14 protein-coding genes and 1 pseudogene are annotated in these 18,524 nt (G+C 74.1%); 9 read left to right on the top strand and 6 right to left on the bottom strand.

The window, feature by feature from the left end:
- Positions 1-23 precede the first annotated feature (23 nt).
- Positions 24-638, top strand: coding sequence for a class I SAM-dependent methyltransferase (locus HLA93_RS03620; RefSeq protein WP_222192876.1), 615 nt, complete (start codon positions 24-26; stop codon positions 636-638).
- A 1,624-nt stretch (positions 639-2,262) separates the two neighbouring features.
- On the opposite strand, the pseudogene HLA93_RS22165 reads toward HLA93_RS03620, so the two are convergent.
- The 3 genes and pseudogenes from HLA93_RS22165 to HLA93_RS03605 form a co-directional block, all read right to left on the bottom strand.
- Positions 2,263-2,370: pseudogene (locus tag HLA93_RS22165) on the bottom strand (DUF4913 domain-containing protein); the annotation flags it as partial.
- A 598-nt stretch (positions 2,371-2,968) separates the two neighbouring features.
- Complete coding sequence (locus HLA93_RS03610; protein ID WP_222192875.1) at positions 2,969-5,911, bottom strand: diguanylate cyclase domain-containing protein; 2,943 nt, start codon at positions 5,909-5,911, stop codon at positions 2,969-2,971.
- Positions 5,908-7,689: a GGDEF domain-containing protein gene (locus tag HLA93_RS03605; protein WP_222192874.1), complete on the bottom strand. Its 1,782-nt coding sequence runs from the start codon at positions 7,687-7,689 to the stop codon at positions 5,908-5,910. The genes HLA93_RS03610 and HLA93_RS03605 overlap by 4 nt, the downstream gene beginning before the upstream one ends.
- 116 nt (positions 7,690-7,805) lie before the next feature.
- On the opposite strand from HLA93_RS03605, the gene pheA reads away from it, so the two are divergent.
- The 4 genes from pheA to HLA93_RS03585 all read left to right on the top strand — a co-directional run bounded on the left by pheA (position 7,806) and on the right by HLA93_RS03585 (position 11,269).
- Complete coding sequence (gene pheA / locus HLA93_RS03600) at positions 7,806-8,783, top strand: prephenate dehydratase (RefSeq protein ID WP_222192873.1); 978 nt, start codon at positions 7,806-7,808, stop codon at positions 8,781-8,783.
- Between the two features lie 140 nt (positions 8,784-8,923).
- A complete protein-coding gene (locus tag HLA93_RS03595; protein ID WP_222192872.1) occupies positions 8,924-9,952 on the top strand; it encodes an NAD(P)-dependent alcohol dehydrogenase in 1,029 nt (342 codons plus the stop codon).
- Positions 9,949-10,782, top strand: a complete 834-nt coding sequence (locus HLA93_RS03590) for an SDR family NAD(P)-dependent oxidoreductase (RefSeq protein WP_222192871.1) — start codon at positions 9,949-9,951, stop codon at positions 10,780-10,782. Before HLA93_RS03595 ends, HLA93_RS03590 begins: the two co-directional genes overlap by 4 nt.
- 10 nt (positions 10,783-10,792) lie before the next feature.
- Positions 10,793-11,269, top strand: a complete 477-nt coding sequence (locus HLA93_RS03585) for a MerR family transcriptional regulator (RefSeq protein ID WP_222192870.1) — start codon at positions 10,793-10,795, stop codon at positions 11,267-11,269.
- Here HLA93_RS03585 and HLA93_RS03580 read toward each other — a convergent pair.
- The 3 genes from HLA93_RS03580 to HLA93_RS03570 all read right to left on the bottom strand — a co-directional run bounded on the left by HLA93_RS03580 (position 11,260) and on the right by HLA93_RS03570 (position 13,515).
- Positions 11,260-11,586 carry a GroES family chaperonin gene (locus tag HLA93_RS03580; RefSeq protein WP_308127921.1) on the bottom strand — a complete coding sequence of 109 codons (327 nt, stop codon included), beginning with the start codon at positions 11,584-11,586 and terminating at the stop codon, positions 11,260-11,262. The genes HLA93_RS03585 and HLA93_RS03580 overlap by 10 nt on opposite strands.
- Before the next feature lie 126 nt (positions 11,587-11,712).
- Positions 11,713-12,060, bottom strand: a complete 348-nt coding sequence (locus HLA93_RS03575) for a metallopeptidase family protein (RefSeq protein ID WP_222192868.1) — start codon at positions 12,058-12,060, stop codon at positions 11,713-11,715.
- A 21-nt stretch (positions 12,061-12,081) separates the two neighbouring features.
- Positions 12,082-13,515, bottom strand: a complete 1,434-nt coding sequence (locus HLA93_RS03570) for a GuaB1 family IMP dehydrogenase-related protein (RefSeq protein ID WP_222192867.1) — start codon at positions 13,513-13,515, stop codon at positions 12,082-12,084.
- 170 nt (positions 13,516-13,685) lie between these two features.
- On the opposite strand from HLA93_RS03570, the gene serS reads away from it, so the two are divergent.
- The 4 genes from serS to HLA93_RS03550 all read left to right on the top strand — a co-directional run bounded on the left by serS (position 13,686) and on the right by HLA93_RS03550 (position 18,500).
- On the top strand, positions 13,686-14,990 hold the full coding sequence (gene serS / locus HLA93_RS03565; RefSeq protein ID WP_222192866.1) for a serine--tRNA ligase: 1,305 nt from the start codon (positions 13,686-13,688) through the stop codon (positions 14,988-14,990).
- The gene (locus tag HLA93_RS03560) at positions 14,987-15,940 is read left to right on the top strand and encodes an HAD family hydrolase (protein ID WP_222192865.1); all 954 of its coding nucleotides are present in this window, start codon (positions 14,987-14,989) and stop codon (positions 15,938-15,940) included. Before serS ends, HLA93_RS03560 begins: the two co-directional genes overlap by 4 nt.
- The gene (locus HLA93_RS03555; protein WP_222192864.1) at positions 15,933-16,742 is read left to right on the top strand and encodes an HAD family hydrolase; all 810 of its coding nucleotides are present in this window, start codon (positions 15,933-15,935) and stop codon (positions 16,740-16,742) included. The genes HLA93_RS03560 and HLA93_RS03555 overlap by 8 nt, the downstream gene beginning before the upstream one ends.
- 123 nt (positions 16,743-16,865) lie before the next feature.
- Entirely contained in the window at positions 16,866-18,500 is a 1,635-nt protein-coding gene (locus HLA93_RS03550) for a methyl-accepting chemotaxis protein (protein WP_246625502.1), read from the top strand.
- Positions 18,501-18,524 lie beyond the last annotated feature (24 nt).

The following is an 18,524-nucleotide window of genomic DNA, read 5'->3' as shown; positions in this document are numbered from 1 at the left end:
CGCACGCCCTAGGGTGCGCGGCGATGGGGTACTTCGACGAACCCGGTGCCTGGAGCCGCTACAACGCGACCCAGGTCGACCGCGAGCCCCGACCACTGGCCGTCGCACTGGTGGAGCACGCCGGCGAGGGGGCGGGCCGGCTGGCACTCGACCTGGGCTTCGGCGCTGGCGTGGAGACAGCGCTGCTGCTCGACCACGGCTGGCGGGTGCTGGCGATCGACGGCGACCCGGCGGCCGGTGACTCCCTGACCGCCCGTCTCCCGGCGGACCAGGCCGAGCGGCTCACTGTGGGCACAGAGACCTTCGCGGAGCTCGACGCGCTCCCGCCGGCGCACCTGGTGCACGCCGGCCGGTCACTGCCCTACGCGGGGGCCCACCTGTCGCGCCTGTGGCAGCTGATCCGGGCCGCGCTGCTGCCCGGCGGCTGGCTGGCCTGCGACCTGTTCGGCGAGCGGGACACCACCACGGACGCCGACGACATCGCCACGCTCACCGACGCCGAGGTCGACCGCCTCCTCACCGGCCTGGACGTCGTCCGGCACGAGGTGCAGGAGGCCGACGGCACCGCCTACGCCGGCCCGCAGCACTGGCACACCCATTCCGTGCTGGCCCGCCGTCCGTCCGACGACGGGAGTTGATCATCGGCAGGTGGTCGCCCGACACGGTCTGTGGGCAGCCGATCGCCGATGATCGACTCAGGAGCACGCGATGCGGCGGATGATCCTGGCGGCGAAGATGCCGGCCGACCAGCCGTCGTCCACGTCGCAGCCTCACTGGCCGCCTGTTCCACACCGATGTGGCGATGACTGACCGTGACGGACGGGCGGGTCACGTGCATGCAATTGGACTGAGCAGTTCCGTTCAGGCGTCGATGTAGAGGGGTCTCGAGGGGTCACAAAGCGCACGAGTGTTGATCAACACAGTGCCTCCAACTGGCGATCCTGCACCGCACCGCTGGGCATGAGAGCAGCAAGGGTGGCGGTCGTGCACATGAACGCATCTGCGACCAGCTCCACTCTTCCCGGGAGTGATTCAGCTCGTCTTCGGTCGCCCTATGTGGAACTGGCGCGGTCGACGCTACGTGATGTGAAAACTTGCATGCCGCTGTGCCACGGCGACATCGAAGATCCGCGGCAGGCGCGGTGCTGATGTAACCACTCGGCGACCGCAGCGAACACTTGGTCAGGCGCTGAGTCGACGGTCGGAACGACGTGCTATTGGCACGGGAGCCTTCGGCTTGGCGAAGGTTGCAGGGAAGCACCACATCTATTCCATGGACGCGTTCCGGTTCGTTCTCGCTAGCCCCGAATTCAACCGGGAAACGAGTACTGGTACGACATGGAGGCATTATGCGTACGCGGATGAAATCACATGTGATCGCTATGAATGTGTGTTGAGCGATTCGCGGCAGGTGAAGTTGGTGCAGGATCAGCGACTCCTCTCGGATGGTGAGCCGTTCGGTCTGGTCACGATGTACTGCCTCGACCCCAACGCCGCATTCGGCGTTGAGCGTGAGGTCGAGTGTCCGGCATGGGTTGACGTAGCTCTTGTAGCGGGCTGGAACAGTGGCGGAAGCGGGATGATGAGCCGTTCGGCGGAAGTTTCCGGCCCTAGGGCGCCTTCGACGTCTGGCTACAGGGCTCAGCACGTCACCTACGTCAGCTCGCTGTCGCCTGTTACCGCGCACGGTTAGGTCCCTGAACGACCGTTGCGGGTGGCCTAGGTGTCGGACGATTGGTCGGCGCCTAGGCCACGCACGGGGCGGTCCCCTTCGGGCCACTCACTGCCCGGCCTCATGAGAGTGGCGACAGGGCGTTGTTCAAGCGGGTGCATCGATCGACATAGGCGATCACCTCTGGACAAGTACTCAGTTTCCCCGATTGGCGCTAACGAATCGACGCCATATTCGCCAGTGGGGCCGCTGACGAGTGCAACGATGACCACCGACGCGCCTGGGGTGCTGTCCACGACGCGCCCTGGGTGACCCTTCCAAATCCGCAGATCGGGAATGTCGTCTCCCGTGTACTCCACGGCATCCCATAGCTGGAAGGTGTTCATTCGTGGTCCTTGTGTTTGGGGTCGTAAACTTCTCGGCCACGTGCCGCGTGTGCTCTGGCCAGCCGAATAGCCCAGTAGGTAGGTCAGTTAGTCATAACGCCCCCAGTCGCTCGGTGTGGCCACGCTCGGGATGGCAGCCTATGAACGGGCCGAATTCTGGCCCCATGAGCGCCCCCGGACGTGGTGGTCGGCACGGTGGCGCAGCTACGCCGACATGCCGGTGGCTCGATCTAAGCGCAAGTGCTCGCAGGACGGCCACAGCGCCGCCGGGCGCACGATCGCTGCAAGGTGCTTCCACCAGGCCGGGCACCAGGTCTGGTGCCTGCCATCGACCGGCCGCCACTAGGTCGGAGCCAGTAGTTCGGTGACGAACCGGTCCAGCGTCGGGTGAACCAGCTGCGTCTCGGGGGCGAGGCCGGCCGGCTTGTCTGCTAGGTCAGTCGACACTATGGCCTCGGTGGGTGCGGTGTCGTCGTCGCCCCGTTCGGCTACGTCGCTCATGCTGGGCCGATCCCACGGGCACCGATCACCGGGACGGCACACCCGTGGGACGGGTCGTGCTCCTCGATGAAGGCCAGGATCGCTGCGGCGCCGGCGCTGTCCATCCAGGCTGGGTGCGGACGAGCACCGGCGGGACGCCGGCGGTGCGCGCCACCGCGCGGAACGCGGCATCAGACGTCCCGTTGGCGCGGGTGGTCCGGGTGCAGCGCTGTCCGGGCCTGGGTCTACGCCGACGTGGAGTTGGAACACACTCTGGCTCAGCCCGCTGTTCCCTTGGCGTTAGATCTGGCCGGATTGCACCTCGCGAGCGGGGTCTACCCAACAGGGGCTCAGCGATTCGCAGCGCCGGCGGTCGCAGCGTCAGCGACCCGGAACGGTTGGGCAGGGCTGCCGATCGCCGGTGATGGACTCAGGAACGCGCGGTGCGGCGGGCGATCCGGGCGGCGAAGACGCCGGCGGACCAGCCGTTGTCGATGTTGCTGACCACCACGCCGGGCGCGGCCGAGTTGAGCATCGTCATCAGCGCGCCGAAGCCGCCGAACGAGCTGCCCTGCCCGGCGGAGGTGGGCACCGCGACGACCGGCACCTCGGTGAGGCCGCTGACCACGCTGGCCAACGCGGCGTCCAGGCCGGCGACGACGACCAGGCAGTCGACGTCGGTGAGCAGCGACCGGTCGGTGAGCAGGGGTGCGATCCGGCTGCCGCCGACGTCGTCGACCCGGACGACCTCGGTGCCGGTGACCCGGGCGACGAACGCGGCCTCGGCGGCGATCGGGGTGTCGCCGCTGCTGGCGCAGAGCACGCCGACCCGGCCGACCGGCTCGGGCACCGGCCCGACCGCCGCGGACATCGCCGCGGCGTCCATCGTCGTGTAGGCGTCGTGCTCGCTGGCCAGGGCGACCAGGGTGTCGGCGCTGGCCCGCACCACGATGGCGGGGGAGTCGGGGTGCTCGCGACGGGCCTCGCGCACCAGGGCGAGCACCTGCTCGGTGCTGCGGCCGGTGGCCCAGATGACGTCCGGGCCGGTGGGCAGGGCCGGCTCCCGGGAGACCGGAGCCGCGGGCGGCACGGTCATCGGGGGCGGCGGCACGGCCGCGCTGGGGGCCGTGGCCGGGCGGGTCGGCTCCGGGGCCTCGGCCGGGGCGGAGACGGGCTCGGCCGGGCCGATCCGGCGGCCGCTCGGCCGGCGGACCGGGCCGCCGAACAGCTCGTCGAGCGGGTTGCGCGGCCGGGCCGGGAGCTCACCGTCGGCCTCGCGCTCGTCCGGCACCGCGGTGGGCTCGGGTGCCTCCTCCGCGGCCGGCTCGACCAGCAGCCGGGCGAACCCGACGGTCACGTCGGCCGGGTCGCCCTCGGCCTGCTCGTCGAAGCCGTCGGGCAGCGGGGAGGCAGTCATGGTCTCCATGATGAGGGCCGTGCCGGCGCCGTCCGGGACGCCGGCGGAGGTCGTGTCGGCCACCACCTCGGCGGCGCTGTCGACGGTCTCCGCGTCGGTCGTCGTCCCGGTGTCGTCGGCCCGGGTCTGGGTGACCCCGGACAGCCGGACCACCCGGTCGCGGCCGGCGCGCTTGGCGTCGTAGAGCACCCCGTCGGCGGCGGCGAACAGGGTGCGCCGGTCGTCGCCGCGGGCGGCCTGGGCGATGCCCACGCTGATCCGCACCGGCACCTCGACCCCGAGGGCCGACCAGTCGTGCCCGGCGATCGAGCGGCGGATCCGCTCCATCGCCCGCTCGGCCTGCTCGGCGGTGGTGTCGGGGAGCAGGATGACGAACTCGTCGCCGGCCCAGCGGCACACCTCGTCGGTGTCGCGGCAGCCGTCGACCAGCAGCTGGCCGACCGCGCGCAGGACGGCGTCCCCGCCCGGGTGCCCGGCGGCGTCGTTGATCGCCTTGAACCGGTCGACGTCGACCACGGCCAGCGCCGGCAGCGCTCCCGACGACAGCAACCCGTCCAGCCGGGCCTCGGCGTAGCGGCGGTTGGGCAGGTGGGTGAGCGGGTCCTCGTAGGCCTGCCGGCGCAGCTGGCCGGCGGCCCGCTCGGTCTCCAGCAGGCTCTTGCGCCGGCCGAACAGCTCCACCCAGCGGGTGCGCCGCTCGTCGACCCGGTCCAGCTCGTCGGCCAGGTAGGCCTGCAGGTAGGGCAGCGCGCGGGCGGCGTCGTCCAGCTCGGCGTGCAGCGTGCACAGCTCCCGCAGCGCGGCCCGGCGCAGCCGGGGCAGGCCGTGCTCGGTGGCCAGCGCGAGGGCGGCGGCGAGGTGGTCGTCGGCGCGGTGCGGCTCGCCGGAGCGGCGCAGCGCGCGGCCCAGGCCGAGTTCGGCGGAGGCCAGCAGGCCCCGGTCGTCGGCGGTGGTGGCCACCGCGACCACGTGGCGCAGCAGGGACGCCGCGGCCTGGTGCTCGCCGAGCCCCACCAGCGCCCAGCCGTGCACCACCTGGGTGTCGAGCACCCCGGGGTCACCGGCCGGCAGCCGCTCCAGCGCGCCGGCGGTCAGGTCGCGGGCCTCGGTGAAGTGCGGCAGGGCGGCCGCGGTGCTGCCGTCGTCCAGCAGGCCCTCGCCCAGCTCGGCACAGAGCGCGGCCAGCCGGGTGGCCGCCTCACCGGCCAGCCCGGCGTCGGGTGCCTCGGCGGAGACCTCGGCGGCGCGGCGCTGGTAGTCGAGGGCCAGCGGCATGAGCTCCAGGTCGGCCAGCACGGCGGCCAGCGAGCTCAAGGTGTGCACCAGCAGGGGGCTGGGCGGCAGCGCCGGGTCCAGCAGGCTGGCGGCCTCGACGGCCTCGTCCATCGCCGCGTCGACCCGGCGGGACAGCAGCTCGATCCGGGCGTGCCGGGCCAGCCCGGCGGCGCGCTGCAGGTCGTCGTCCTGGGCGTCGAAGGCCGCCCGCGCGGAGCGGACCAGCGCGATCGCCTGCGCGGCGTGCGTCGCCGATGCCGAGCGGGACTCGCGGTCCACCGCCTCCTCGCCCGTGCCGTCGACCGGGGTGCGCAGGTCCAGCGGGCCCTCCTGCTCCGGGCCACCCTCCACGAGCGGCTCGCCGAGCAGGGAGTAGCCGGCCAGCCGCAGCCGGCGCACCAGCAGCTCGGCGCGCAGCGTGTCGGCCCAGGCGCGGGCCAGCGAGGTGAGCGGGGCCGCCGACCGGTCACCGGTGGGCAGGGTGCCGTCGATCTGGTGCAGCAGCGCCTCGGCCGCGTCCAACTGCCAGTTCGCGAGAGCTGAGCTCACCTGGCGGTGCAGCAGACCGGGTGGCACGAGGGCACTGTGCCCGTCGGCGGGGGGCGTGTCACGCACCGGGGCCTCGGGCCGCCCCTCCTGCCCCAGCGGCCCCTCCGGACCCCGGGCACGGCGCAGCCTCACGAGGTCACCTCGCCGTCCTCGAACGCCCAGCCGGGGCGTCGCGGAGCGCTGCCGAGGACCTCGGCGACCAGCTCGTCGACCGAGGCGTCCGCCAGCAACCCGGCCGACCGGGGAGCCGGGGCCGGCGCGAGCTGGCCACCGCCGGTGGCCCGCACCTGGTCGCGGCCAGCCCGCTTCGCGCCGAACAGGTGCAGGTCCGCGGCGTCGAACAGCTCACGCCACGTCCGCGCCCCGGCCGGCCCCGCCGGGCCGGCGGAGGCGACGCCGATGCTGACGGTGACCGGCGCGGGCAGGCCCAGGGCGGTCCAGTCGGCGCCGGCCACGGCGCTGCGCAGCCGCTCCATCGCCACCACCGCCCGCGCCTCCCCGGTGTTGGGCAGCACGACCACGAACTCGTCGCCGGCCCAGCGGAACACCTCGTCGCCGGTGCGGGAGTGCTGGCGCAGCAGCTCGGCCACCCGGCGCAGCACGGCGTCACCGTGCAGGTGCGAGTTCTCGTCGTTGACGGCCTTGAAGCCGTCGACGTCGACCACCGCCAGCGACACCGGCTCCCGGTCCAGCCGCAGCTCGCCCATCCGGCGCTCGGCGCTGCGCCGGTTGCCCAGGCCGGTGAGCGCGTCCTCCAGGGCGTGCCGGCGCAGCACCGCCGTCTGCCGCTGCGCCTCCCGCAGCCGGCTCCGGCGCACGAACATCTCCGCCCACAGCTCGCGGCTGCGCCGGTGCGCCCGGGTGGTCTCGTGCCGGTACGCCTCCAGCCAGTGCAGCGCCTCGCCGGTCGAGCCCATCGCCGCCGTCGCCTGGCCCAGCTCCAGCAGGCACTGCCGGTAGCGGCGCCGGTCACCGACCGCGGCGAACGCGCCCGATGCGCTGACCAGCAGCCCGACGGCCTCCTCGCCCTGCGGGCGGCCCGGATCGTCGTCCCGGGCGCAGCGCAGCGTCAGCAGGCGGGCCAGCAGCAGGTCGGCGTAGCCCATCAGCCAGGTGCTGCCCTGACCGCTCGCCAGGTGCCGGCGGACCCGGCGCAGCGGCGGCAGTGCCTCGTCCAGCTGCCCGGACAGCGTCATCGCCCAGGCCTGGACGACGTCGAGCAGGTCGGTGTCGGTCTCGGCCGGCTCCCAGGGCAGGGCCCGGGCCGCGGTGGCGCACTGCACCGCCACCTGGGCGAGGTCGCGGGAGCGCGTCGTGTCGCCCCGGCGGTGCACCGTCTGCGCCAGTTCGGCGTGCTGCTGGGCGCACAGCCGCAGCAGCTGCCACTGGTCACCGAGGTCGGGCAGCGCCGAGGCCACCCGGGCGCCGCGCAGCGACTGCGCGACCGCCAGCTCCTCCAGGTCCAGCCCGGTCAGCGCCAGCGACAGCCAGGCGTGCGCCTGGTGCAGCTCCCGGCTGGGGTCCTCGGCGGCGACCTGGTCGGCCAGCAGGCTGGCGTCCACGGCCAGGTGCAGGGCGGCGTCGAACCGGTCCGCGGTCACCTCGAGGTGGGCCAGGTAGGCCAGCACCAGCGCCCGCTCCGCGGTGGGAGCGCAGAGCTCGAGCGCGGCCCGGGCTGCCGCCACCCCGGCGTCGGCGGTGTCCGGGTCGCCGTCGAAGAGGGCGGCGCGGGCGGTGAACGCGGCCGACCAGGCGTCCCAGCAGGGCCGGCCCGTGGTGGCGAGCGGGCCGGCGATGCACGCCAGCTCGTCGGTGAAGAGCTGCGCCTCCTCGGCGGCGCTGGCGGCCAACAGCCGCCACCGGGCGGTCTCCAGCTGCAGTTCGTCGAGGACGTCCGGGCCGGCGGTCACGCGTCCCTCCCCTCCACAGTCAGGGCACGCGACACGCACGTACCCGGCCGGTGACGAGGCAGCTCCCCCCGCGCCGGGGCCCGCGGGACCCGGAGCGGCCGCACTACCCTCGCCGGATGCCGCGTGCCACGGACAGCAGTTCCACGGACAGCACAGCTCCGGCGGGGTTCGCCTATCTGGGACCCGAGGGTACCTTCGCCGAGGCCGCGCTCGGCAGCCTCACCGCTGCCTCCGGGACGCCCGCGGGGTGGACCTCCCGGCCCGAGCCCAGCATCGCCGCGGCGCTGCAGGCCGTGCGCACCGGCAGCGCCTCGGCCGCCCTGGTGCCGCTGGAGAACTCGGTCGAGGGATCGGTCCCGGCCACCATGGACGGCCTGGTCGACGGCGACCCGCTGGTGATCACCCGGGAGGTGTTCCTCGACGTCGCGTTCGTGCTCGCCGTCCGCCCCGGGACGACGCTCGGCCAGGTGCGCACCGTGGGCAGCCACCCGCACGCGCTGGCCCAGTGCCGCGGCCGGATCGCCGAGCTGCTGCCGGCCGCCGACGTGCTCCCGGCGGCCTCGACCGCCGACGCGGCCCGCCGGGTGGCCGCCGGAGAGCTCGACGCCGCGGTCTGCGCGGCCATCGCCGCCGACCGCTACGACCTCGACACCCTGGCCACCGACCTGGCCGACCACCCTGGCGCCGTCACCCGCTTCGTGCTGGTCCAGCGCCCCGGTCAGCTGCCCGCCCCCACGGGTGCGGACAAGACGACGGTCACCGCGGTGGTCGCCGACCGCACCGGGGCGCTGCTGGACCTGCTCGCCGAGTTCGCCGTCCGCGGGATCAGCCTGACCCGGATCGAGTCGCGGCCCACCCGGGAGCGGCTGGGCGTCTACTCCTTCTCCATCGACTGCGAGGGGCACGTGGCCGACCGGCGGGTGGGCGACGCGCTCGCGGCGCTGCACCGGCTCGCCGAGGAGCTGCGCTTCCTGGGCTCCTATCCGCGGGCGGACGAGCTGGCGGGCAAGCCGGTCCAGGAGCGGGTGGGCGACGCGGCCTTCGCCGCCGCCGAGGCCTGGCTGGCCCGGGTGCGGACCGGGCAGGCCGGCTGACCCCGCTGCACTGCCCGCCATGGCCGTCCAGTCTGCGCGCCGGGGCAGCCCGGCACACCTGGAGGACGCTGACCCCGTGCTGCCACCGCTCGTGAGCGGAGCTTGCGCTGGAGTGCACTCCAGCTCCTAGCGTCGCCGGCATGAGAGCAGTCACCGGATACGCCACCACCGGCCCGCACGGGCCGCTGCGGCCGATCCAGTTCACCCGCCGGGCCCTGCGACCCGACGACGTCGCCGTCCGGGTGACCCACGTGGGCGTCTGCCACAGCGACCTGCACGCCGTCGAGGGCATCGCGCCCGGTGCGCCGCGGCTGGTGCCCGGTCACGAGTTCGTCGGCGAGGTGACCGAGGTCGGCGCCGAGGTGACCCGTTTCCAGGTCGGGGACGCCGTCGCCGTGGGCAACATCGTCGACTCCTGCGGGGAGTGCGAGAACTGCCTGGCCCACCGCGAGCCCTACTGCCGCGAGTTCCCGACCCTCACCTACGGCGGCGTCGACCGGCGCGACGGCACGCCGACCCAGGGCGCGTACTCGACGGGGTACGTCGTCCGGGACGCGTTCGTCCACGACCTGCCCGCCGGGCTGGACCCGGCCGCGACCGCGCCGCTGATGTGCGCCGGCGTCACCACCTGGTCGCCGCTCAGCCGGGCCGGCGTCGGGCCGGGGACGCAGGTCGGCGTCGTCGGGCTCGGCGGGCTGGGCCACCTGGCGGTGAAGTTTGCCGTCGCACTGGGCGCCCGGGTCACGGTCTTCACCACCTCGGCGGCCAAGGCCGACGACGCCCGGGCGCTGGGCGCGCACGACGTCGTCCTCTCCACCGACCCCGGTGCGATGGCGGCGGTCGCCGGGCGGCTCGACTTCGTGCTGGACACCGCCTCCGGCGCCCACGACCTCGCGCCCTACCTGGCTGCGCTCCGGATCGACGGGACGCTGTGCGTGCTCGGGCTGCCCGAGCAGTACGTGGTGTCGCCGATGAGCCTGCTCGGCCGCTCGCTGACCGTCTCCGGCTCCGGCGGCACCGCGGAGACCCAGGAGATGCTCGACTTCTGCGGCGCGCACGGCCTCACCGCAGACGTCGAGGTGCTGCCGATCGACGAGGTCAACACGGCCTTCGAGCGGCTGGCACGCAACGACGTCCGGTACCGCTTCGTGCTGGCGGTGGCCTCGTGAGCGGGGTCGACTGGCGCGGGCAGACCACGCTGGTCACCGGCGCCAGCGCGGGCATCGGCGCCGAGTTCGCCCGCCGGCTCGCGGCGCGCGGCTCGGACCTGGTGCTGGTGGCGCGTCGGGCCGAGCGGCTGACCGCCCTGGCCGCCGAGCTGACCGCAGCGTCCGGTGTCCGGGTCGACGTCGTCCCGGCCGACCTCAGCCGGCCCGCGGCCGGCCGGGCGCTGGCCGCGGAGGTCGACCGGCTGGGCATCGCGGTCACCGGCGTCGTCAACTGCGCGGGCTTCGGCACGCACGGTCCCTTCCACCACGAGGACGCCGACCGGCTGGCCGAGATGATCGCCGTCGACGTCACCGCGCTGGTCGACGTCAGCCGGGCGTTCGTCGACCGGCTGCGGGCGTCCGGCACCGGCGTGCTGGTCAACGTCGCCAGCATGGCCGCGTACGTGCCCAGCCCGGACATGGCGGTCTACGCGGCGAGCAAGGCCTTCGTGCTCAGCTTCACCGAGGCGCTGTGGGCCGAGTCGCGGGACAGCGGGCTGCGGGTGCTCGCGCTGTCGCCCGGAGCCACCGACACGGAGTTCTTCGAGGTCCTGGGCAACGACGCCGCCGACGGCGGCCGGGGCCGCCAGTCGCCGGAGGAGGTCGTGACCACCGCGTTCCGGGCACTGGACCGGCGCACCCCGCCGCCCAGCGTCGCGGTCGGCCGGGCGAACCGGGCGGCGGTCCGGCTGACACGGCTGCTGACCCGGCGGCGCGTGGTCCTGCTGATGGCCAGGCTCACCGAGCGCGCGGTGACCGGGGACGGGACGGACCACCGTGCCGCGGCCTAGCCTGGCCGCCGTGACCGCGGCTCCCCCGGAGACCACCCTCGGCATCCGGCAGGTCTCCGAGGAGACCGGGCTGAGCATCGACACGCTGCGCTGGTACGAACGTGAGGGCCTGCTGCCGCTGGTCGAACGCACTGCCGGCGGTCAGCGGCGCTACCCGCCCGCGGCGCTGCGGTTCATCCGGCTGGTGCAGGCGCTCCGCCGGACCGGGATGCCGGTGGCCGACGTCCGGCGGTTCATCGAGCTCGGCGGCGGCGAGCTGGCCAACCACCCCGAGCGGATGGCGCTGCTGGAGCAGCAGTGCGCCCAGATCGAGCAGCGGCTGGCCGAGCTGCAGGACGACCTGGCGGTGGTGCGGGCCAAGATCGCCACCTACCGGCACCTCATCGCCCGGGGCCTGGACTGCGAGGACGACCTGTCCGAGGAGCTCGTCGACCAGCTCCGCACCGACGAGCTGCTGGCCGGCACGCTGCTGGACCTTCAGAGGTAGAGGCCGGTCGACTCCTCGATCCGCTCGGCGGCGACGGCGTGCACGTCGCGCTCCCGCAGGATGATCAGGTCCTCGCCGTGCACCTCGACCTCGTGCTGGTCCTCGGGGGAGAACAGCACCTGGTCGCCGACCTTGATCTGCCGCACGTTCGGCCCCACGCCCTTGGCCTCGCCCCACACCAGCCGCTTGGCGACCTGGGCGGTGGCCGGGATCAGGATGCCGCCGCTGGACCGGCGGTCACCGTCCTCTTTGCGGAGGGAGACCAGCAGTCGGTCGTGCAGCATCTTGATCGGCAGGCGGGCGACGTCCTCGGGCACGTCCGGCAACGCTACCTGTGCCCTCGACCGCGGCATCCACCCGAACCACGCCCTCACCGCACGCCCGCGTGCCTTCGCGCGCGGGACCCCCGCGCGATCTCGCGCGCGAGACCGGGGGAGTGGGGGTCAGCCCCAGCCGAGGGCGTGGAGCTTGTCCTCCTCGATGCCGAAGTGGTGCGCGATCTCGTGGACGACGGTGATCGCGACCTCCTCGGCCACCTCGTCCTCGTCCTCGCAGACGTCGCAGATCGCCTCGCGGTAGATCATGATCCGGTCGGGCAGCGCGCCGCCGTAGTCGGACCCGCGCTCGGTGAGCGCGTACCCCTCGTAGACGCCCAGCAGGTCCGGCTCGTCGGGGTTGCGGTCCTCGACCAGGACGACGACGTTGTCCAGCAGGTCGAGCAGCTGGGCCGGCACCTCGTCCAGCGCGTCGGCGACCAGCTCCTCGAACCGGGCCAGCGGGATCGCGTCCATCAGTGCATCGTCACGGGTGGGTCACCAGCTGGTCGGCAGCGGGCGGCCCTCCTCGTAGCCGGCCGCGCTCTGCACCCCCAGCACCGCGCGCTCGTGCAGCTCGTCGACGGTGCGCGCGCCGGCGTAGGTGCACGAGGAGCGGACGCCGGCCACGATCTGGTCGATCAGGTCCTCGACGCCGGGGCGGGCCGGGTCCAGGTACATCCGGGAGGAGCTGATGCCCTCCTCGAACAGCCCGGCCCGGGCCCGGTCGAAGCCGCTCTGCGACGACGTCCGGGCCTTCACCGCGCGGGCTGAGGCCATCCCGAAGCTCTCCTTGTACTGCCGGCCGGTGCCGTCCTCGCTGAGGTCGCCGGCGCTCTCGTAGGTGCCGGCGAACCAGGACCCGACCATCACGTTCGCCGCACCGGCGGCCAGCGCCAGGGCGACGTCCCGGGGGTGCCGGACGCCGCCGTCGGCCCACACGTGCTTGCCGAGTTCGCGCGCGGCAGCGGCGCACTCCTCGACCGCGGAGAACTGCGGGCGGCCGACGCCGGTCATCATCCGGGTGGTGCACATGGCGCCCGGGCCGACGCCGACCTTCACGACGTCCGCCCCGGCCTCGATGAGGTCGCGGGTGCCCTGCGCGGTCACCACGTTGCCGGCCACGACCGGGGTGCTGCCGGCCACCGCGCGCACCGCGGCCACCGCCTCGATCGCCTTCTCCTGGTGCCCGTGCGCGGTGTCCACGACGAGCACGTCGACCCCGCCGGCCAGCAGGGCGCTCGCCTTGCCGGCGACGTCGCCGTTGATGCCGACCGCGGCGGAGGTGAGCAGGTGCCCCTCGGGCCCGGTCGCCGGGGTGTAGATCGCCGAGCGCAGCGCGCCCTTGCGGGTGACGACGCCGACCAGACGGTCGCCCTCCACCACGGGTGCGGCGCTGATCCGCTCGCCGGAGAGCACGTCGAAGACCTTGGGCAGGTCGGTGCCGGCCGGGATGGTCAGCGGGTCGCGGGTCATCACCTCGGACAGCTGGGTGAACCGGTCCACGCCCTGGCACTGGCCGTCGGTGACCACGCCGACCGGCGCGCCGCCCTCGACCACCACGACGATGCCGTGCGCCCGCTTGGTCAGCAGCGACAGCGCCTCGCCGACGGTGGAGGTGGGGGAGAGGGTGATCGGGGTGTCGTAGACCGGGTGCCGGTGCTTGACCCAGTCGACGACCTCGGTGACCACGTCGACCGGGATGTCCTGCGGCAGCACCGCGAGCCCGCCGCGCCGGGCGACGGTCTCGGCCATCCGCCGTCCGGAGATGGCCGTCATGTTGGCGACGACGATCGGGACGGTCGTGCCCACCCGGTCGGGGGTGGTCAGGTCGACCTCCAGCCGGGAGCCGACCGTCGAGTGCGCCGGCACCATGAACACGTCGGCGTAGGTCAGGTCGTGGGCCGGGCGAGTGTCACCGAGGAACCGCATGCCCCCAGTGTCCCAGGCCCCGGCGCCTCGCCGGCGATCGCGGAGCCGGGTGGCGACACGCCGGCGGGGCGGGGCGTGTCGTGGTCGCGGCCCCGTGGTCGTCGCCGGACGGCGGCGGTGGTGGTGGGAACTGGGCGGAGGGGGTGCGGCCCGGCACCTACGATCAGGGCGTGATCGACCTGCGCCTCGTCCGCGAGAACCCCGACCTCGTCCGCGCCAGTCAGCGTGCCCGGGGGGCCGACGAGTCCCTGGTCGACCAGTTGCTGGCCGCCGACGCCGAGCGGCGGGCCGCGGTCAAGGCCGCCGACGACCTGCGCGCGGAGCAGAAGGCCGCCTCGCAGGCGGTGCGCGGCGCGTCGAAGGAGGAGCGCCCCGCCGTCCTGGAGCGGGCCAAGGCGCTGGCCGCCCAGGTGAAGGAGGCCGAGGAGGCCGAGCGCACCGCTGACGCGGCGCTGCACGCGCTGCACCTGCGCATCCCCAACGTCGTGCACCCCGACGTCCCGCCGGGCGGTGAGGACGACGCGGTGGAGATCCGGACCGTGGGGGAGGTGCCCGCCTACGACTTCGAGGTGCGCGACCACCTGCAGATCGGCGAGGCCCTCGGCGCCATCGACATGGAGCGCGGCGCGAAGGTCTCCGGCGCCCGCTTCTACTTCCTCACCGGCCCCGGCGCGCTGCTGGAGTTCGCCCTGGCCCAGCTGGCGATCACCCGCGCGGTGTCCGCCGGCTTCACCCCGGTCATCGCCCCCGCGCTGGTCAAGCCCGAGGCGATGGAGGGCACCGGCTTCACCGGCGAGCACGACGAGGAGATCTACCGGGTCGAGCGCGACGACCTCTACCTGGTCGGCACCTCCGAGGTGGCGCTGGCCGGGATGCACGCGCGTGAGGTGCTCGACCTCTCCGCCGGGCCGAAACGCTACGCCGGGTGGTCCTCCTGCTTCCGCCGCGAGGCCGGCTCCTACGGCAAGGACACCCGCGGCATCATCCGGGTGCACTGGTTCGACAAGGTCGAGATGTTCAGCTTCTGCGCCCCCGAGGAGGCCGAGGCCGAGCACCGCCGCCTGCTGCAGTGGGAGGAGGAGTTCCTCCAGCTCCTCGAGCTGCCCTACCGGGTGGTCGACATCGCCGCCGGTGACCTGGGCACCAGCGCCGCCCGCAAGTTCGACATCGAGGCCTGGTTCCCCAGCCAGGGCGCCTACCGGGAGCTGACCAGCACCTCGGACTGCACCACCTTCCAGTCCCGCCGGCTGCAGATCCGGCACCGGGACGCCGACGGGAAGCCGCAGCCGGCCGCGACCCTCAACGGCACCCTGTGCGCGATCGCCCGCACCATCGCCTGCCTGCTCGAGGTGCACCAGCGTGCCGACGGCTCGGTGCACGTGCCCGCCGCACTGCGCCCCTGGCTGGGCGGGCACGCCGTCCTCACCCCCGGCATGTCGCTGGCCGCGGTCGCCGCACCGGGCCTCCCCGCATGACCGCAGACCAGCCCGGCGGCGGTGGCCTCACCGCGCCGGCCGCGGCCGGCCGTGCCCAGGAGCTGGTCGACCTCGGCGACCTCGGGGCCCGGCTGGGCAGCTGGCGGCCGCGGCTGGTGGTCAGCGACATGGACGGCACCCTGCTCGACTCGGCCGGCGAGGTCAGCGGGCGCACCGCCGCCGCGATCGCTGCCTGCCGCGCCGCGGGCATCCCGGTGGTCGGGGCGACCGGCCGCGGGCCGCGGCTGCTGGAGAGCGTCCGCGCGGCGATGGCCGGGCAGGGGATCGCCGTCCTGGCCCAGGGCGGCTACGTCGTCCGGTTCGGCACCGGCGGCGAGCCCGACGAGGTGCTGCGCACCGTCGGGATGACCCGCGAGGTGGCCACCGAGGTGATCGCCGCGATCGAGGACGTCGCCGGTGAGCTCATCGTGGCCGTGGAGGACGCCGCCGAGCAGGCCGAGGCGCTGCGCCCGCTGCGGGTGCAGCACGGCTTCGACTGGCCCTACCCGGAGCCGGCGCACCTGCTGCCCCGGCACGAGGTGCTGCCGGTCGGGGCGGTGCTCAAGGTGTTCCTCCGCTCCCCGCGGCTGGCGGAGGACCAGTTGGTCGCGCTGGCCCGCTCGGTGGTCGACCCGGTCGACGCCGAGCTGACCCACGCCGGGCTGGGCTTCATCGAGGTGCTCCCGCCGGGGGTCACCAAGGCCACCGGGCTGGCCGTCGTGCTCGACGAGCTGGGCATCGGGTTCGGCGACGTCCTGGTGTTCGGCGACATGCCCAACGACCTGCCGATGTTCGAGGCGGTCACCGCCGCGGGGGGCCGGGCGGTCGCGATGGCCAACGCCCACCCCGCCGTCCGGGCCGCTGCCGCTGACCGGACCAGCGGCCACGACGCCGACGGCGTCGCCCGCTACCTCGAGGCCCTGCTCGCCCTGGAGGGCACCGATGTCTGACTGGCGCCCGAAGCTCATCGTCAGCGACCTGGACGGCACGCTGCTGCGCAGCGACGAGACGATCAGCGACGCCACCCTGGCCGAGCTGCACCGCTGGGCCGACGACGGCGTGCCGCTGGTGCTGGCCACCGGCCGCCCGCCGCGCTGGATGCTCGGCGTCCGGGACCGGCTGGGCGGTGGCACCGCGATCTGCTGCAACGGCGCCGTGCTGCTGGACCTGGGGCCGTTCCGGGTGCTGGAGGAGCACCCGGTCCAGCCCGAGGTGCTGCGGGAGGTCACCGCGCAGCTCCGCCGCCGGCAGCCGGACACCTGGTTCGCCGTCGAGTACGGCGACCAGTTCCGGCACGAGCCGATCTACCGGCCGCGCTGGGACGCCGACGCCCCGGGCGTCGCGGTGGCCACCCTGGAGGAGATGGTCGCCCAGCCGGTGGCCAAGCTGCTGGCCAGGCACGAGCGGCTCGGCCGCGACGAGTTCGTCGCCCTGGTCGCCGAGGTGGTGGGGGACACCGCAACGGTGACCACCTCCTCCTCCGACGCGATGGCCGAGATCTCCGCCCGCGGGGTCACCAAGGCCACCGGCCTGGCCCGGCTGGCGGCGGAGCGGGGGCTCGGCCCGGCGGACGTCGTCTACTTCGGTGACATGCCCAACGACCTGGCCGCCTTCGACTGGGTGCGCGAGGGCGGTGGGCGGGCGGTCGCGACGGCGCACGCCCACCCCGACGTGCTCGCCGCGGCGACCGACGTGACCGGCTCGAACGACGAGGAGGGGGTGGCGGCTTTCCTGGCCGCCCTGCGCTCCTGACCTGCCGCCGGACCGGCGAACTCGTTGGTTCCGGAACTCTGCTGCGCTGCACATCCGGTCGTGCACTGCCGATCTCTGGCTCACCTGGGCGCTCGAGTGCGTCCGACGCTCGAGAGGCACCTCATGATCGACATCCTGGTCGGCGACCACGGCACGGCCCCTGCTCCTCCCCGGACCGGCGGGCTCTTCCAGCGGATGGGCCTGCAGGCGCGGCTGCTGGTGGCGTTCCTCCTGGTCGCCCTGATCACGCTGATCGTGGGCGCCCTCGGCGTCACGCGGATGAGCGAGCTCAGCCACCAGGCCGAGGCCGTCTACGAGGACGGCGCCGTCCCGCTGCGGGACATCCTGCTGCTGCGCTCCACCTACTGGGAGATGCAGGCGGCCACCTCCCGGAGCCTGAGCCCCGGTCTCGGTCCGGACGTCGTCCAGTCGCTCCAGGAGCAGTCGGTCGCCATCCGCGGGATGCTCGACGGTCTCCGGGCCGGCCTGGACGAGGCCGACCTCGGCTCGGCCACCGAGGCCGCCTTCCAGGACTTCCAGGCCGCGATCGCGCTCTACGACGACACCAGCGCCCAGATGGGCGAGATCGCCGCGGCGGGCGGGGACATCTACACGGTCCTGCCCACGCTCATCCAGGCCGAGGAGGACGCCGTCGCCGCGCTCAACGAGGCCACCGACGCGCAGATCGCCGCCACCGAGGCCACCGTGCAGGAGGCGCGGGACGCCTACGCCAGCGCCCGCCTGCTGACCGTCGCCGGCGTGGCGATCGGCCTGGCCGTCTCCGTCGCGCTCGCCGTCCTGATGGCCCGTAGCGTCACCCGCCCGGTCCAGCGCATCCGGGAGACGCTGGAGCAGGTCGCCGGGGGCGACCTGCGGGTCCGTGCCGGCCGCACCGGCGGCGCCGAGCTCGGGCAGGTCGCGGAGTCCCTGGACGAGACGCTCGACGCCCTGGGCGGGGTGCTGACCCTGGTCAACGACTCGGCCGGGCGGCTCGCCGCCGCGTCGACCCAGCTCAGTGCCGGCGCGCAGTCGATGGCGGACAACGCGCGCACCGCCGCGGGCCAGGCCGACGTGGTCGTCGCCTCGGCCGGTGAGGTCGCCTCCAGCGTGGACACGGTGTCGACGGGGTCGCAGCAGATGGAGGCGGCGATCCGGGAGATCTCGCAGAACGCCAGTGAGGCGTCGCGGGTGGCGGGCCAGGCGGTGAGCGTGGCGGAGAACACCACCCGGACGGTGGGGAAGCTGGGTGACTCCTCGCAGGAGATCGGCAACGTCATCAAGGTGATCACCGGCATCGCCGAGCAGACCAACCTGCTGGCCCTCAACGCCACCATCGAGGCGGCGCGCGCCGGGGAGCTGGGCAAGGGCTTCGCGGTGGTGGCCACCGAGGTGAAGGAACTGGCGCAGGAGACCGCGCGGGCCACCGAGGACATCTCCAAGCGGGTCGAGGCCATCCAGGGCGACACCGCCGGGGCGGTCGCGGCGATCGAGGAGATCAGCTCGGTGATCGGGCAGATCAACGACTACCAGGCCACCATCGCCGCGGCGGTGGAGGAGCAGACCGCGACCACCAACGAGATGAACCGCAACGTCGGGGAGGCGGCGGGCAGCTCGCGCAGCATCGCCACCGCGATCACCGGCCTGGCGGCCGGCACCGCAGAGACCAACCAGCGGGTCGCCGAGGCGCAGCAGTCCGCGGCCGAGCTCTCCCGGATGAGCGGCGAGCTCCAGCAGGCGGTCAGCCGCTTCACCGTCTGACCGACCCGGCTCCACCGGACGCCG

It is taken from the genome of Modestobacter italicus (assembly GCF_019799965.1).
GTDB classification, from domain to species: Bacteria; Actinomycetota; Actinomycetes; order Mycobacteriales; family Geodermatophilaceae; genus Modestobacter; species Modestobacter italicus_A.
This window is presented reverse-complemented; position numbering and strand designations above follow the sequence as displayed.

Bases quoted from the DNA above. Each gene is read 5' to 3' on its own strand.
- HLA93_RS03595 (WP_222192872.1), top strand. From the start codon at position 8,924: ATGAGAGCAGTCACCGGATACGCCACCACCGGCCCGCACGGGCCGCTG.
- HLA93_RS03555 (WP_222192864.1), top strand. From the start codon at position 15,933: ATGTCTGACTGGCGCCCGAAGCTCATCGTCAGCGACCTGGACGGCACG.
- pheA (WP_222192873.1), top strand. From the start codon at position 7,806: ATGCCGCGTGCCACGGACAGCAGTTCCACGGACAGCACAGCTCCGGCG.
- HLA93_RS03620 (WP_222192876.1), top strand. From the start codon at position 24: ATGGGGTACTTCGACGAACCCGGTGCCTGGAGCCGCTACAACGCGACC.
- HLA93_RS03550 (WP_246625502.1), top strand. From the start codon at position 16,866: ATGATCGACATCCTGGTCGGCGACCACGGCACGGCCCCTGCTCCTCCC.
- HLA93_RS03570 (WP_222192867.1), bottom strand. From the start codon at position 13,515: ATGCGGTTCCTCGGTGACACTCGCCCGGCCCACGACCTGACCTACGCC.
- HLA93_RS03575 (WP_222192868.1), bottom strand. From the start codon at position 12,060: ATGGACGCGATCCCGCTGGCCCGGTTCGAGGAGCTGGTCGCCGACGCG.
- HLA93_RS03560 (WP_222192865.1), top strand. From the start codon at position 14,987: ATGACCGCAGACCAGCCCGGCGGCGGTGGCCTCACCGCGCCGGCCGCG.